Below are 14,632 nucleotides of genomic sequence, written 5' to 3'. Positions count from 1 at the left end.
GTCGCCGTATCCCGATACCCCCGCCCACCCGCCACACCCCGAGCTTCGACCTCAGCGATCAACTCCAGGATCCGCCCATACTGCCGCCGCAACACTTTCTCGGATTCGAGCAGACCACCGAGCAGCTCCCCCTCGGAGAGCTGCCACGCCGGAATCACGCGCTCATCAACATCCACACCACCACGCTACTCGAACACACGTTCTATCGGCGGTGTCCGTCGGTCAACGGTCGACCCAACCCGACAAGCGGCATGTCTCTCACGGTTGAGCGGGCCGGGCCTCCGAAGTCTCGTCCTGCTGGGATTCGGTGCGCGGTTCCGGCAACTCCTTCTGATCGAACTTCCGGTTGGGCCCGGTGATCCACACTCGCGCCGGATCCAGGAAGGTGATCAGATCAATCAGTGCATTATGGACAGTGTTCAGGCGGACCGCGGCCGCCTCCGGGTTCCTGATGAGTTTGTTGATCTCGTCGACGAGAGGTGAGAACCAAAGCCGGGCTTGCTCGCGATCGGCCCTGCGTCTGCGCCCCGTCGGAGCGTACTGACCGCACGAGCGCGTTGGTGTCCATTCGCGGATACGGCCGCGGATCGTCGCGTGGTGGAGTCTGTCAGGGCTCCTCCGTCGCCGGCGGTCGGGCGAAGGCGCCCGCGGTGGCGGCGAGGAAGACGGTTCTGGCCGCGTGGTCGGGCAGGTGTGGGTCCGGCGGCGTGTGGAGAAGCACCAGCTGGTGGTACATCGGCGCGGTGGCGGCAATGAGCATCGCCCGGGCGTGGGTATGTGGCGGCAGTTCGCCGCGTTGGACGGCATTGCTGACGATGGACTCGCAGCGGTTGTACCGGTCCTCCCAGAGCCGCTGTTGGGCGTGGGCGGCTTTCTCGGAGCGGAACGAGGCGGCGATCAAGGCCGTCATGACCGACGGCTGAGCGGTCAGGGCCGCGTGGATCTCATGGTTCAGTGCTGCGAGATCGTCCTGCAGTGAGCCGGTGTCCGGCGGTTGCCAGTCGTCGTCACTCGCGGCATCGAGAACGTCCGCCAGCAGGCCTCCGGCATCCCCCCAACGCCGGTACACCGTTGCTCGGTGCACGCCGGCGCGGGCGGCGACTGCCTCCATGGTGAGCCCGTCAAAGCCGTGTTCGCCGAGTTCCGCGCGGACCGCGTCGAGTACCTGCGCGCGGATGCGGGCAGTGCGACCGCCGGGCCTGCGTTGGGGCGGCGGCCGGGTGGCTTCCGGTTCCGGGGTTGGGGGCGTCATCGCTGTTAATGTATCAGCTGTCGCACTAGCGAGGTGATCGTCGGCAGCGGCGGCTCTGCGGCTCACACCTGCGTGCGGCATCTTCCCCGAAGAGATGCGAAGGCGTTGCCGGCGGAAACCCCGCCCGTCGCTACCCGACGCCCGGTTCCACCTGGGGCAGGATCGCCTCGCCTGGCTCCTTGTCGGGACGTAGCCCGCGCCAAGCCGCGTGCCGGAGACGACGTTCGTTGTTGCGATTGTCGGTGAGCTGGCGGTACACGACCTCTCCGACGAGACGTGGTTCGACCCAGCGTGCGTGGCGGGCCCGGTCGCGGGGGACCGGGGTGTCGAACGGGCTGGTGGTGCGGGACAGGGGTTCGAGTTCGCGCAGAAGGTCGCCGAGAGCCTTCTCGGTGAAGCCGGTGCCGACGTGTCCGATGTAGACGAGTTGGTTTTCGTGGTCGTGCGCCCCGAGCAGCAGGGAGCCGATCATGTTGTCGCGCCGCCCTTCGCCGGGTTTCCAGCCGCCGATCACCACTTCCTGCGTCTTGATGAGCGCGCGTTTGATCCAGTAGCGAGAGCGTTTCCCCGGCTGGTAGGGGGAGACGAGCCGCTTCGCGACGACGCCTTCGAGTTGCTGCTGCTCGACCACCTCCAGCAACTCGGCCGGGCTGATGTCGTTTTCGGTGTAGTACGGCGGCACCGTGACCAACGGGTCGCCCGCGAGCCCGAGATCCGCCAGCCGGGAACGCCGCTGCTCGTAGGGTTCCTGCAGCAGTGTGTCGTCACCGAGGTGGAGCAGATCGAAGGCGAAGAACGTCACCGGGTTCGTCCGCAGCAGAGTGCTGCTCGGCCCGCGCTGATGCCGGGTCTGCAGCCGGCCGAAATCCGGCCTGCCGGATTCGTCCAGAACGACCAGTTCGCCGTCCAGAACGGCGGGCCGTCCTGCCAGTATGCGGGTAACGGCATCCGCAACGTCCGGATAGGTGCCGGTGACGTCGTTGCCGAGGCGGCTGGTGAGTCTGCTGTCCCCATTCGCGGCGACCTGCACGCAGGCGCGGAAGCCGTCCCACTTGATCTCGTACCCGTAACCGGTGGTGGGCAGTTCGCCATCGACGGCAAGCATGGGCAGTACCGGATCTGGCAGTCCTGCCCGGACCGTGGACCCTGCCATCGTCGGCTCCTTCCACCCACCGCCTGCGTGCACGGTCTTGTCCGGAGGCTAACCCGGATGGCCCAGTGGTGCCGCGCTGGTCCGGCTTGTGGGGGATACCTTCGCCAGCGGCAGCCGAGGCGGCAGCAGCGGGACGAAAGCCGCAGCTCAGAGGTTGAGAACGGCGTGCGCGATGAGGAAGTAGATGATGAGCCCGGTGGCGTCCACCAGAGTCGTGACCAGGGGAGCGGAGATGACCGCCGGGTCGATGCCGAGGCGCTTGGCCAGCAGCGGCATCGTGGCGCCGATCATGGCGGCCCAGGAACAGATCAGGATCAGCGAAAGCGCGACCGCGGTGGCGACGGCCAGGTCGACCAGGATCGTCCCCACGACCAGACCGACGGTGGCGAGCATGACGCCGAGCAGTAGTCCGACCCGGCACTCGCGCCAGGCCACCCGGAGGACGTCGGTCGTGCGGACCTCGCCGACGGCCAGCGCGCGGACCGCCGCGGTGGCGGCCTGGGCGCCCGCGTTGCCGCCGGTGCCCACGAGCAGGGGAATGAACAGGGCGAGGGCGGTGACCTGCGCGAGGGTGGCCTCGAAAATCTGCAGGACGTTGACGGTGAGGGTGGCCGCGACGATGAGCAGCAGGAGCCACACCGCACGGGAGCGGGCGAGCTGGGCGACTCCCGCGGACATGTAGTGACCGGACCAGGGGGCGGCAGCGGCCTGCCGGGCGATGTCCTCGGTGTCGGCGGCCTCGATCACCTCGAGCGCGTCGTCGATGGTGAGCAGGCCGAGAACCCGGTCCTCGCTGTCGACGACGGGCAGGTCGATCAGGTTGGTCTCCTGCATCAGCCGGGCCGCGTCCTCGGCGGAGTCCGTGGCCCGGACCCGGGGGATGTCGGCGTCGACGAGTTCGGCGACCGGTTGATCCGGTGAGCTCAGGACCAGTTCGCGCAGCGCGACGGTGCCCAGGAAATGACGCTGGTCGTCGATGACCGGGAGCGTGTAGACGGTCTCGGCCTCGGCGCCCCTCGTCCGCACGACCTGCAGGGCCTGCTCGGCGGTGAGATGGCGGCGGATCGCCACGGTCTCCGGGCTCATGACCCGGCCGACGGAGCCCTCGGGATATCCGAGCAAGGCGGCTGTCATGGCCCGTTCGCGGGGGCTCAGCCCAGCGAGAACGTGCCGGGCGAACTTCGCCGGTGCCTCGCCGAGCAGCCTGGCCCGGTCGTCGGGGGCCATGCCCTCCACGACGTCGCCGAATGCCTGGTGGCGCAGCCCGGACAGCACCTTGTGCTGGTCGGCGGGGTCGAGCTCCTCGAACACGGCCAGCGCCCGGTCCTTGGCGAGCAGGCGGAACAGCAACACGGCGTTGACCTCGTCGAGGCGGGCCAGCTCATCGGCGATCCGGTACGGCGGATGCTGGTCCAGCCACTCCTGCAGGCCGACGATGTCATTGTCGTCCAACAGCTGGCGCACCATCGCCTCGGAGGCCACCATCACGTCCCTCCTGTTCCGGATTCCTCTCCGCGCGGGTCGCATCCGATCCTTCACGCAGAAGCCGGTCACCGCATGGTGGCTGGGACGCCCGTGTGCACGCCGGGCCGGAAGTCCGGTGCGGCGGCTGCCATACCGCCGCACCGGCCGCCTACCGGTTCACGCCGCGGGGCCGCTGATCTCGTTCGGCGCGGCGGGCAGCTTCGCCGTGGTAGTCGTGGTGCCCTCGTTGAGGTCCACCGCGGAGATCTCGTTGTTGTTCGGGTCGGTGACATATGCCGTGGCGCCACGAACGAACAGCGCGGGCCGCGCCTGTTGCCACTCCAGTGGTTCCCGCCATTCCTCGATGACCGAGATCGTCCTGGTGACTGTCGCCTTGACCGGGTCGATGACGTGGATCTGGCCGTCGGTGCCCAGTACGAGCGCCTCGCCATCGGGGCCACGCCCCAGGGAGCGGAACGTGTAGCTGGTGCCGATGTCGACGAGGTCCAGCGTGCCGGATTCCGTGTCGATCAGCGAGATGCGGGTGGGCCGCTCGAGTTCGGCGTCCTTGTCCGTCTTGTAGTCCCCGAGCGTGATCGGCGAGGTTTCCGAACCCGCCTGGTTCCCGATCCGGCCGTACTCGTCCGGACTGGTCACCTTCGTGATCTTTCCGTTCTTGTAGACGAGGACCCCGGTCTCACATCCGATCACCACCGCTTCGCCCTTGGCCGTGGCCTCCCCGTGCACGCCAGGGCAGTCCTCGTTGCGCGTGGGGGATGCCCGAGTTGCGCTGACAGCCGGGAGAGCCACCGGCTCCGCCGCGCTCAGCGCAGGCGTTGGGCGTGCCGGTGCCTGCCGCGCTCGGCTCGCCAGTGTCGCCCTCGCTTTGGCCGAACAGGAGGATGTGCCGCGGTGAAGTTCGGGTGCAGGTCCGCGAACTCGTTCGCGGTGATACTCATCAGCACCACGTACCGGATGCCGCCGCGCTGCAACTCGGTGTCGCGAAGGCGACGCTCTTCGCGAAAGCCGAGTGCGCCGTGCAGCGACAGTGACGCGAGGTTGCCGCCATAGATGCTGACCTCGCACTTTCGGTAGCGACGCTGGCCGAACATGTAGGCGAGCAGGACGGTGATCGCGTCGCCCGCGTAACCGCACCGCCGGTGCTGTGGCCCGATCCCGATGCCGTAGCTGAACCGGTCGGAGAGCGGATCGGCCTGGATGGTGCACATCGAGCCGACCAGCATTCCCCCGCGCAGCGTCTCGATCGCGAAATGGAAGTTGTCGCCGGTGTCGGCCGCGCCGGCGCGGTGCGCGGCCCAGTGCCGGTATCCGCCTACCTGAGGGGAGCGGCTGCGAGCCGAGTCCCGGTCGAAGCCGATCAGCGTCCGGTGATCGGCAGGGCCGATCTCACGCAGCCGTACCTTCCGCCCGGCCGGGCTCGGTGAACTCGTCGGCACCTGGATACGGCGGCCCGCCGAGCCTGAGCGGGGCGGGAACATCATCATCGGCGACGACCATACCGGGCTCCTCCACCGCAGCCGCAAGGGTATGGCGCCACATCGGTGCGCACGATCGCGCGGATGATCCTGTCGTCATCGGGTGCGTTCTCGCTCGAGCGCGCCCGCCTCCTCGGCCGGGTCGGGGGAGAGAAGACTGCCGGGCACCGCCCGGCCTGCGGCGCCGAGCGCGTTCGGCTTCTTCGGTACCGGTGCGCCCTGATACTTCAACGGGATCGGCTGACCGTGGTCGTCGACCGGGCCGAGCGGCTGGAGGATCTCGACGAATCCGCCGTGCGGCAGCCGCTTGACGATGCCGGTCTCCATTCCGTGTGCCAGGACCTCGTGGTCGGCACGCTGCAGGCCGAGGCAGATCCGGTAGGTGACGACATATGCCAGGGGCGGCAACACGAGAACACCGATCCGCCCGGCCCATACGGTGGCGTTCAGGGAAATGCCGAACTCGGCCGCGATGATGTCGTTGAAGCCGGAAGTCTCGATCACGGCGAAGAAGGCAAGGGCCATCATCCCGAGGCTGGTGCGCACCGGGGCGTCGCGCGGCCGTTGTACGAGGTTGTGGTGTGCCGTGTCGCCGGACAGCTTTCGCTCGAGCCACGGGTAGGTCAGTAACACCGCGAAGAGCAACGCCATGCCGCAGGCTCCCGCGAAGAACACCGCGGGGACGGTGTAGTCGCCCAGGTAGAGTTCCCAAGGCGGGAAGATCCGCAGCAATCCATCGGCCCACGCCAGGTACCAGTCCGGCTGGGAGCCCGCGGACACCTGTGCGGGGTTGTACGGCCCCAGATTCCACACCGCGTTGATCTGGAAGATCCCTGCCAGCAGGGTGATCACCCCGGTGACCAGCACGAAGAACGCTCCAGCCTTGAGCGCGAAGTAGGGCATGATCCGCACCCCGACGACATTGCTCTCCTTGCGGCGCACCCCTGGGAACTGGGTGTGCTTCTGGTACCACACCAAACCCAGGTGGACGGCGACGAGCGCGATCATGATGCCGGGTACGACGAGGATGTGCAGCGCGTAGAGCCTTGGGATGATCTCGGTGCCGGGAAACTCGGATCCGAAAATGGCCCAGTGCAGCCATGTGCCCGCGATGGGAACCGACAGCACTATGCCGGAGACGGTCGCCCGCAGCCCCGTGCCGGAGAGCAGGTCGTCCGGCAGCGAGTAGCCGAAGAAGCCCTCGAACATGCCCAGGATCAGCAGCAGGGCCCCGATGACCCAGGTGGCCTCACGCGGGCGGCGGAACGCTCCGGTGAAGAAGATCCGGAACATGTGCACCATCATCGCGGCGACGAAGACCAGCGCCCCCCAGTGGTGCAGCTGCCGGATCAGCAGCCCGCCGCGGACCTCGAAGGAGATCTCCAGCGTGCTCTCCAGCGCCCGCGACATCTCCACACCCCGCAGGTTCTGGTACGGGCCGTCGTAGATGACCTCCTCCATGGAGGGATCGAAGAACAACGTCAGGTACACCCCGGACAGGATCACGATGATGAAGCTGTAGAGCGCGATCTCACCGAGCAGGAAGGACCAGTGGTTCGGGAAGACCTTGTTCAGCTGGTGCCGCAGCCCGCGGGCCAGCGGATACCGCCGGTCCAGTCCCGCGGCCGCCGTCCGCTCGGCTCGATTCGCGCCCATCCAAGCTCACCCCTCTGCTCGAGTGCCTCACCTAGCAGACGCCGAACGGGCGCGAAATGTGACATCGTGACGGCTGCTCGGTGGCGCTCAGTCGGGCAGCATCGGCACCGAAGGGCCGTCGTCATGGCCCAGCAGGGTGGCGCGGGTGACGGCGGATGATCCGAACCGCTTGTGCACGCCGTCCAGGGCGACGTCCAGATCCCCGGCCTCCGTGCCCCCGAACGGCAGGGTGAGCTGAACAGCATCATTGTCCAGCTGGGACAGTGCCACACCGATGAGGGTGAGTCCCTTTCGTTCGATCAGCGGTGTCGCGGCGACCAGCAGGCGCCGCGCCGTGTCGAGGACGGCATCGGTGTGCGCGGTCGGCTCGCGCGACGTGTGCGACCTGGTCGCGCGTGTGAAGTCGGTGAAGCGCAACCGCAGCGTCACCGTACGGCATTCGCGACCGGCGCCACGCAACCTGCGTGTGAGCCGGTCGACGAGCGCGGTCAGGATCGCGTCGAGTTCGCCCGGCGACCGTTGTTTCCTGCCGAGCGCGCGTTGCGCGCCCATCGAGCGGCGGCGCTGTCCCACGCGCACGGGACGCGGATCACGGTTGTTGGCGAGCGCGTACAGGTGCCGCCCCGTCGCCCTGCCGAGTAACGCGACCAGTTCGCCCTCACCGAGATGGGCCACTTGTCCGACGGTCGTGATGCCCCGCGAGTGCAGTTTGCCCGCGGTGACCTCACCTACGCCCCAGAGGCGCTGTACCGGAAGCGGATGGAGGAACTCGAGTTCGCCGTCGTGGGGAACGACGAGCAGGCCGTCGGGCTTGGCGACACCGCTGGCCACCTTGGCGAGGAACTTGGTCCTGGCCACACCTACCGTGATGGGTAATCCAACTTGCTCGGCGACCTCCCGTCGAAGTCGCGCGGCGATGCGGGCCGGGGTTCCCGCCAGCCGGGCGAGACCACCGACGTCCAGGAATGCCTCGTCGATGGACAGGCCCTCCACCAGAGGTGTCGTCTGCTCGAAGACGGCGAACACCGCCCTGCTCGCCGCGGAGTAGGCCGGCATCCTGGGTGGCACCACGATCGCCTTCGGGCACAGCCGCCGCGCCAGGCCGCCGCCCATGGCCGTGCGGATGCCGTAGGCCTTGGCCTCGTAGCTCGCTGCCAGCACGACGCCACCGCCGACGATCACCGGCCTGCCCCGCAGCCCCGGGTCGTCGCGCTGCTCGACCGAAGCGTAGAACGCGTCCAGATCGGCATGCAGGATCGGTCCTTCGCTCGGCATGGCCTCACGATCGCATTCACCACCGACAGTTGTGACCTATGTCACCGATACGCCCCGCGATGCGATTCGGCGAGCGTATAACGACCTATACGGCTCGACCTTTGGTTCGCGTTCTCCGCCGATCGCTTGGGCGGCCGAACTGACTATTCACCGACTCGCGCCGAGGCGGGGGAGCGACCGCGTTCGAAGAAGTACGATCGCTCCACTTTCGCGACGTGACATTCGTACGTCTCGTACCACTCGGCGCGCCCAAGGTCCCGAATCGGCGCGTGCTCGACCTGGTTTCTCCAGGCCGCGATGGACTCCTCGTCGGCCCAGTAGGAGACGGTGATGCCGAGTTCCGGACTGCTGCGAGCCGAGTCGTGGCCGAGGTAGCCGGGTTGCTCTGCGGCGAGGTCGCCGAGTCGTGCGGCCGCGTCCGAGTAGCCGTTGTCGCCGGGCGTGCGCCGGGAGGTGAAGACCACGACGTAGTAAGGAGGGTCCGGATAGGTTCGCATACCAGTTGTATACAAGTTGCCCCGATGTCGAGCAACGAAATTCGCGGTGATCGCGCGCCCCGGGCTGGGGTCCGGTTCACGGAGTGGTTCGGTGGTACAGCTGGATGACCGCGTCGAGTTCGGTGGGCGCGAGGACGATGTCCAGATCGCGCAATGTGGCGTCCAGTCGCTCCGGGGGCACCGAGCTTTCCTCGGTCCGGCCGTCGGCGTGCTCGATCGTCAGTCGGTCGCCGACCAGTTTGCGGCTGACTCCGTACTCGAGTCGCATGACGACGAGCTGGCCGGTGAACGGCGATCGCGGGTGGGTGGCGACGTAGTGGTTGAACACCTCGTAGTCGATGTGGTGTTGTGGCGTTTCGTCGAAGGCGTGCAGCGCGCTCCAGCCCTCCGTGCCCAGCTTCTCCAGCCGCCACAGCCTGCCGTCCCGGGTGAGGCGATGTTGCCAGCCGGCCTGGTCGACCACGACACCGTCGCGCAGCGGCATCGGGCGGAGCACTCCCGCGCCGAATCCCACGTCGGCGAGGTGCTCGATGCCTTCGGCGCGGACGAGCAGGTTGAGGTGCGTCTTCGGGCCTGGCTTGTCCGGTGCGATGCGGGCCGCCAGCCGGGTCACCTGATAGCCCAACTGCTCGAGTGCGGCGGCGAACAGCAGGCCGTGCTCGTAGCAGTAGCCGCCCCGGTCGCGCTGGACGAGTTTGGCGCTGATCGCCGCCAGTTCGAGTTCAGGACTCCGGCCGAGTAGTGGATCGATGTTCTCGAACGGAATGGTGCGCACGTGAGCTTCGTGCAGAGCCGTGAGTGAGGCGACGGACGGTTCGGCACGCGACTGGCCGATCCGGTGGAGGTAGGCATCGAGGTCGAGGTCGGCGGCGCCCCACTCGTCGGTCGCGGTCTTCTGTCGCACTGTCGTCGTGTCCATGGCCCTACTTTGCTACCTCAAGCTTGGTAGAGGTCAAGAAAGTGGCCGGGACAGCGGTTCCGGCAAGATTTCGGGGTTACTGCCGGTATCTGGCGACATAGCGTTGCAGAACGTCCTTTTCGAGTTCCGCTTTCGCCTCGGCGCGTACCCGTTTGCCGGTGCCACGGGGGTATCCGTTCTTCGCGAGCCGGTGCTCGATGCTCTCCTCGATGTAGGCGAACGAGTAGAAGTAGCCCACCAGTGCGGCCAGGAGTACCAGCGGCAGCCGCAGACCGAGCGGTCCCGGTAGCAGCAACCACACCGAACACAGCGGCACGAGTAGCACCGAACTGCGAGCCGCGTGCCGCCAGATCCAGGTCCTCGTGGTGGTGTCGTGCAGCACCCAATCCCGGTACCGGCCGGGTAGCCGGCCGCCCACCGCGTACCACAACCACCGGAACGGATCGGGCCGGACCAACTCGCTTCCCATGGCAGCAGGCTAACAGTTAGTGCACTAACTAATCTAGGATGGGGGGATGCAGATCGATCTGGGCGAGGACCCGCTGGCGCTGGACCGGCAGGTCTGTTTCGCACTCTCCGTCGCCTCGCGCAGCGTCATCGGGATCTACCGCCCGCTGCTGAAGCCGTACGGACTGACCCACCCCCAGTACCTGGTACTGCTCGCGCTCTGGGACTCGTCGCCGCGCTCGGTCAAGGACCTCAGCGACGTACTGCGGGCCGAGCCGGCGACCCTGTCGCCACTGCTCAAACGGCTTGAGACGCTTGGATATGTCAGCCGTCGAAGGGACAGGGCCGACGAACGCACGCTCGTCGTGGATCTGACCGAGTCCGGGCACGCGCTGCGGGCCGAGGCGGAGAAGATCCCCTACCGCGTGGTGGAGACACTGGGAATGCGGGTCTCGGAACTGGAGGAACTGCACGCCGTACTGGGCAGGGTCATCGCCGCGACCGATGCCCGCGAGCCGTTCTGAAGCGGTGTCACGCGCAGGGGAACCACTGTGCCGCCGCGGCTGCCCTGCGCCGGTCCTCCGCGAAGCGGTGCAGCGTCTGCTCGATCGCCGCCCGCAACGGGAACAGTTCCCGCGTGACGAGTTGATCGTCGTGATCGGCGCTCACCGGGTGCCAGTACACGCCCTCAGCCGTCACGGTGACCTCCGGAATCAGTGTCTCGACGGTGAGTTCGAGCCCGGTCTCGGCCACACCCCGGCGGGCGAGCGGCCGGATCACCTGATCGCCGCGGGCGATACCCAGTTCGTCGAGGAACGTGTGGAACGGCTCCAGTGTGTGCATCTGCTCCGGTGGGAGGGTCGCCGCGACGCGCACCCGGAACCCTTCCGCCTGCGCCAGCCGGATCCCATGCACCGCCTTCTGCCATGATCCGCTGCCCCGATGCTGATCGTGCGGCCCGGGATCGGGCGAGTCGAGACTGATCTGCAGGGCCAGCCGCTCCGGATCCATCCGCCGCAGCGCGGCCAGCCGCCTGCCACGAAACAACATTCCGTTGGTGAGCAGGGTCGTGGGCAGCACCGCCGTGCAGGACGAGACCAGTTCGTCGATATCGGGCAGCAGAAACGGCTCCCCGCCGGTGAGGATCAGTTCCCGTACGCCCGCGGCCACCGCCTCATCCGCCAGCCTGCGCACTCGATCCGCGCCGAGGGCCCGGCGCCGCGACTGCGGGGAGGAACGCGCGCAGCAGTAGTCGCAGGCGAGGTTGCAGTCGAAGTTGGTGTACATCCACAGCCGGGTTCCGGGCAGCTGTCCGGGTGACAGCCCGGCGAACGGGTCCGGCCCGCGCCCGCGGCGTACGGTGGCCGTCCCGCCCGCGACCTCCACCAGTTCGTTGCCGGTCCGGGCGCACCATGCGGCCACGGCCGCCTCGTCCTGTGGTCCCGCCCTGACCGTGACGGTGGCGCCGTCAGCCACCTCGCCGATGCGCTGCACCAGGTCCAGGATCACCATCTGTCCGCGATCCCCTGTGTGCGGACGGCCTCGAAGAGGGATTCGTAGCCCGACAGCCGTGGTTCAACCCACTTTCGCAGGCCCTCCATCTCCAGGATCGGACGGTGATCCGGATTGTCCCAGTCCATCGCGAAAAGCTGTTCGAGCCAGGGCGCCGTGCGCTCCTCGCTCAACCCGTCGAGGACCGTGAAGTTGCAGTGCGAGTACGTCGGAGACTCCCAGAAGACCTCGAACGCTCCGGGCATCAGTTCCTCGCGGCCGACCGCCTCCCAGGTGTTGATCCCCAGCGCGGCCGCATCGGCCCGGTCGTCGAGTACGGCGCGCAACGCGTCGAGTTCGCTGCGACCGGTGTCCCCGTGCTTGCCCACGTCGCTGTTGATGCGCACGAGTTCGACGTCATCGGCCCCGAGTCCCGCCTCGGTGAGGTAGTGGACCGGCAGGATCGCCGCCTGGGCGGAATCCTGGGAGCCGAGCGCGAGGCGCCTGTCCTTGAGGTCGGCCAGCCCCGCGACCCCGCTGCCGGGCCGCGTCACGAATACCGACTGGAACACCGCGTCGGTATCCCGCATGGCCAGCGCCCTGCAGGTACCCTGCGTCCGGCCGACCGTGCGAACCCACGCCAGATTGGTGTTCCACGCGATGTCGATGACACCGTCGAGTAACGCGTCCACCAGGCTGCCGTAGTTGGAGAACAACACGAAGTCCATTGAGGACGGGCCATCGGCGAAGTACTCCCGCATCCCCTCCCAGATGGTGACCACGTTCGGTGTGTAGGCGACCGCGCCCACGATCAACGGCTTGCTCATTGTGCGGCTCCTTCGCGCCGGTCAGAAAAGTGGCTGTCCGGTAATGGCCTTGCCATAGAAGTCGTAGAGCACGTCCGCGGTCGGCGCCATGACATGCCCGGCGCGTGCGTCCCGGAAGTACCGGTCGATCTGCAGGTGCTCGGAGAACGCGGCCCCACCACAGACCCGCATCGCCGCGTCGGTGACGCGTAGCGCGGTGTCGTTCGCGCTGGCCTTGATGCCCAGTACGTGCAGCATCGTGTCCTCACGCGGTTCGACCAGCCGGTCAGCCGTCTGCCGGAGGTATGCCCTGAGACCGGTGAGCTCGATCGACATCTTGGCCAGTTGTGCGCGAATCGTCGGCAGCGCGGACAGGCTTTCGGCCAGGTGCTCGAGTTTCGCGGCACTGGTGTGGGCGATCGCGGCATCCACCGAGGCCTGCGACAGACCGGCTGACACCGAGGCGTTGCCCAGATTGAACCAGGGCATCACGGTCTGCATCATCAACTCGAAACCGCCACCCTCGGTGCCTAGCCGGTAGCCCGTCGGCATCTCGACATCGAACGACATCGGCGCGGAGGCGTTGCCGCGCAGACCAAGACCTCGCCAGGTCCCGGTCACCGACCAACCGGGGGTGTTGGCGGGGACCGCGAACATGTCGACCGTCTCCGAGCCCGCGGTCAGGGTGGACACGACGTAGATGTCGGCGTGTCCGGCCGAGGTCACCCAGCTCTTGTCCGCCCGCACCCGCAGTCCGTCCTCGGTGTGCTGCGCCTGGGATACCGGTGCCCAGAAGTGTGACCGTGACCCCTTCTCCGACAACGCCAGCGACGCCAGGGTCTTGCCACTGGCCACTTCGGACAACAGGTCGGCCGCGGCGGGCGGCAGTGCCGCGGCGAGCGGCATCGCCGCGCTTACGTGCATCAGGTAGATCATGGCCGTCGAACCGCAGACCGCGGCGAGTGCGCTCACCACCTCGGTGAACTCGTGCGGACCCTGCCCAAGCCCTCCGACGTCGCGGGGCAGGGTGAGGCCGAGCAGTCCGGAGTCGCGCAGCGCGGCGACCGCCTCCTCGGGAAATCTGGCGGCGGCGTCCACATCCCTTGCGTGTTCGCGGGCCACCGTCAGTACCGGTTCGAGCCGGTCGTTCAGTTCTGCGGCAATCGTGTCCACAGCGTCCACCTTCTCCCTCAGTGAGATGTGTGTTCGGCTCGCCGCCCGCGCGGAACGAGCGCCACCACGAGCAACCCGGCACCCAGCCCGAGCAGCAGCGACAGCGTGGAGCCATTGCCTTCCAGCCAATTGGTCGCCCGTCCAGCCTGGAACAACTGCACGACCGCGGCGACCAGACAGATCGCTCCTGCCGCCGCGGTCACGGCCCGAATCCCGAGCAGCCCGCCGGCCACCGCGACGACTCCGGCGACTGCGACGACCAGGAGGCCAAGGCCACGCAGCTGCACGAAGTCGTAGGGCAGGTGTCCACCGGGAGTGAGCGCGAAAACCATGCTGACCAGGGCTGCGATTCCGAGCGCCAGAGCAGCTCGATCCGTTCCCGTGCGGGTCATGTCAGCCTCGCGAGTAGTCGGGCTCCCTTGCCGTCCGCCGAAAGCAGCGCGGGGCGCAGCACCTCGTCCACGCCGAAGTGGCGGCCGGCCGCGGTGGCGAACAGCGCGAGATGCGCAAGGATCATCAGATAGAAGGACCAGTGCCATTCGTTCGGTGCGTTGAGCACCGACAACGTGATCGCCAGTGACTGGCCCACGCCGACAAGGGCCCACAACCGCGTGGCGAGGCCGACGAGGAGAAACGCTCCGAGGCTTGCCTCGACGAGCAGTGTGAGCCAGCCGAAGAGCACGAAGTTCGGCAACACCACGTGTTCGACAAGCCAGGCGTATGGCCCCCACACGGGTTTGTCGACGGCGAATCGGGTGAAGAAGTACAGCCCTCCGTTACCGGACTGGCCGAAGTCGGGTGGAACCTTCCACGCCGCGTTCTGGATCCACATCAGTGCGACGCCGATCCGCAACGCGGCCAGCAGGACCCGGGACGGCAGGGTTTCGGTCACCGGCTCGCCGGTGCGAACGCTCATTCCCACCTCCACCGAATCGTCGTCAATCCGTACGACCAGTCAAGGCAACCGAGGTGGATGACGCAAGGGCTGTGTCCCTTACGGACC

General features: G+C 67.7%; 15 protein-coding genes and 1 pseudogene. 1 reads left to right on the top strand and 15 read right to left on the bottom strand.

Going from position 1 to position 14,632, the window contains the following annotated elements:
• Window positions 1-607: 607 nt before the first annotated feature.
• From D0C15_RS25565 to D0C15_RS25520, 10 genes and pseudogenes are all read right to left on the bottom strand, one after another.
• The gene (locus tag D0C15_RS25565) at window positions 608-1,252 is read right to left on the bottom strand and encodes a TetR/AcrR family transcriptional regulator (RefSeq protein ID WP_116050337.1); all 645 of its coding nucleotides are present in this window, start codon (window positions 1,250-1,252) and stop codon (window positions 608-610) included.
• Window positions 1,253-1,382: 130 nt separating this feature from the next.
• Window positions 1,383-2,405 carry a non-homologous end-joining DNA ligase gene (ligD, locus tag D0C15_RS25560; protein ID WP_245976220.1) on the bottom strand — a complete coding sequence of 341 codons (1,023 nt, stop codon included), beginning with the start codon at window positions 2,403-2,405 and terminating at the stop codon, window positions 1,383-1,385.
• 147 nt (window positions 2,406-2,552) lie between these two features.
• A complete protein-coding gene (gene mgtE / locus D0C15_RS25555; RefSeq protein WP_116050335.1) occupies window positions 2,553-3,890 on the bottom strand; it encodes a magnesium transporter in 1,338 nt (445 codons plus the stop codon).
• 156 nt (window positions 3,891-4,046) lie between these two features.
• A pseudogene (locus D0C15_RS25550) lies at window positions 4,047-4,640 on the bottom strand (hypothetical protein); the annotation flags it as partial.
• Window positions 4,641-4,693: 53 nt separating this feature from the next.
• Window positions 4,694-5,371: a GNAT family N-acetyltransferase gene (locus D0C15_RS25545; protein WP_425455426.1), complete on the bottom strand. Its 678-nt coding sequence runs from the start codon at window positions 5,369-5,371 to the stop codon at window positions 4,694-4,696.
• 90 nt (window positions 5,372-5,461) lie between these two features.
• Window positions 5,462-7,021 (bottom strand): cytochrome bc1 complex cytochrome b subunit, encoded by a 1,560-nt coding sequence (qcrB, locus tag D0C15_RS25540; RefSeq protein WP_116050333.1) that lies wholly within the window; start codon window positions 7,019-7,021, stop codon window positions 5,462-5,464.
• A gap of 87 nt (window positions 7,022-7,108) precedes the next feature.
• On the bottom strand, window positions 7,109-8,296 hold the full coding sequence (gene dinB / locus D0C15_RS25535) for a DNA polymerase IV (protein WP_116050331.1): 1,188 nt from the start codon (window positions 8,294-8,296) through the stop codon (window positions 7,109-7,111).
• Between the two features lie 143 nt (window positions 8,297-8,439).
• Window positions 8,440-8,793 carry an antibiotic biosynthesis monooxygenase family protein gene (locus D0C15_RS25530; RefSeq protein WP_116050329.1) on the bottom strand — a complete coding sequence of 118 codons (354 nt, stop codon included), beginning with the start codon at window positions 8,791-8,793 and terminating at the stop codon, window positions 8,440-8,442.
• 76 nt (window positions 8,794-8,869) lie between these two features.
• On the bottom strand, window positions 8,870-9,712 hold the full coding sequence (locus tag D0C15_RS25525) for an arylamine N-acetyltransferase family protein (protein ID WP_116050327.1): 843 nt from the start codon (window positions 9,710-9,712) through the stop codon (window positions 8,870-8,872).
• Window positions 9,713-9,788: 76 nt separating this feature from the next.
• Window positions 9,789-10,181 carry a DUF5313 family protein gene (locus D0C15_RS25520; RefSeq protein WP_116050325.1) on the bottom strand — a complete coding sequence of 131 codons (393 nt, stop codon included), beginning with the start codon at window positions 10,179-10,181 and terminating at the stop codon, window positions 9,789-9,791.
• A 46-nt stretch (window positions 10,182-10,227) separates the two neighbouring features.
• Here D0C15_RS25520 and D0C15_RS25515 point away from each other — a divergent pair, with 46 nt between their 5' ends.
• The gene (locus D0C15_RS25515; RefSeq protein WP_116050323.1) at window positions 10,228-10,683 is read left to right on the top strand and encodes a MarR family winged helix-turn-helix transcriptional regulator; all 456 of its coding nucleotides are present in this window, start codon (window positions 10,228-10,230) and stop codon (window positions 10,681-10,683) included.
• Between the two features lie 7 nt (window positions 10,684-10,690).
• Here the strand turns inward: D0C15_RS25515 and D0C15_RS25510 are convergent, their stop codons facing one another.
• From D0C15_RS25510 to D0C15_RS25490, 5 genes are read right to left on the bottom strand one after another with little or no spacing between them, the layout of a single operon-like run.
• Window positions 10,691-11,671 carry an Rv1681 family radical SAM protein gene (locus D0C15_RS25510; protein ID WP_116050321.1) on the bottom strand — a complete coding sequence of 327 codons (981 nt, stop codon included), beginning with the start codon at window positions 11,669-11,671 and terminating at the stop codon, window positions 10,691-10,693.
• On the bottom strand, window positions 11,665-12,477 hold the full coding sequence (locus D0C15_RS25505) for an Rv1680 family SBP-like protein (protein WP_116050319.1): 813 nt from the start codon (window positions 12,475-12,477) through the stop codon (window positions 11,665-11,667). The genes D0C15_RS25510 and D0C15_RS25505 overlap by 7 nt, the downstream gene beginning before the upstream one ends.
• Window positions 12,478-12,498: 21 nt before the next feature.
• The gene (gene fadE16 / locus D0C15_RS25500) at window positions 12,499-13,629 is read right to left on the bottom strand and encodes an Rv1679 family acyl-CoA dehydrogenase (RefSeq protein WP_245976218.1); all 1,131 of its coding nucleotides are present in this window, start codon (window positions 13,627-13,629) and stop codon (window positions 12,499-12,501) included.
• Between the two features lie 17 nt (window positions 13,630-13,646).
• The gene (locus D0C15_RS25495) at window positions 13,647-14,021 is read right to left on the bottom strand and encodes an Rv1678 family membrane protein (RefSeq protein WP_116050317.1); all 375 of its coding nucleotides are present in this window, start codon (window positions 14,019-14,021) and stop codon (window positions 13,647-13,649) included.
• Window positions 14,018-14,545, bottom strand: coding sequence for a TQO small subunit DoxD (locus tag D0C15_RS25490; RefSeq protein ID WP_116050315.1), 528 nt, complete (start codon window positions 14,543-14,545; stop codon window positions 14,018-14,020). Before D0C15_RS25490 ends, D0C15_RS25495 begins: the two co-directional genes overlap by 4 nt.
• Window positions 14,546-14,632: the final 87 nt, after the last annotated feature.

It is taken from the genome of Amycolatopsis palatopharyngis, assembly GCF_003385185.1.
GTDB lineage: Bacteria > Actinomycetota > Actinomycetes > Mycobacteriales > Pseudonocardiaceae > Amycolatopsis > Amycolatopsis palatopharyngis.
Note: the sequence above shows the minus strand (reverse complement) of the source record. Positions and strands in the feature narration are given on the sequence as shown.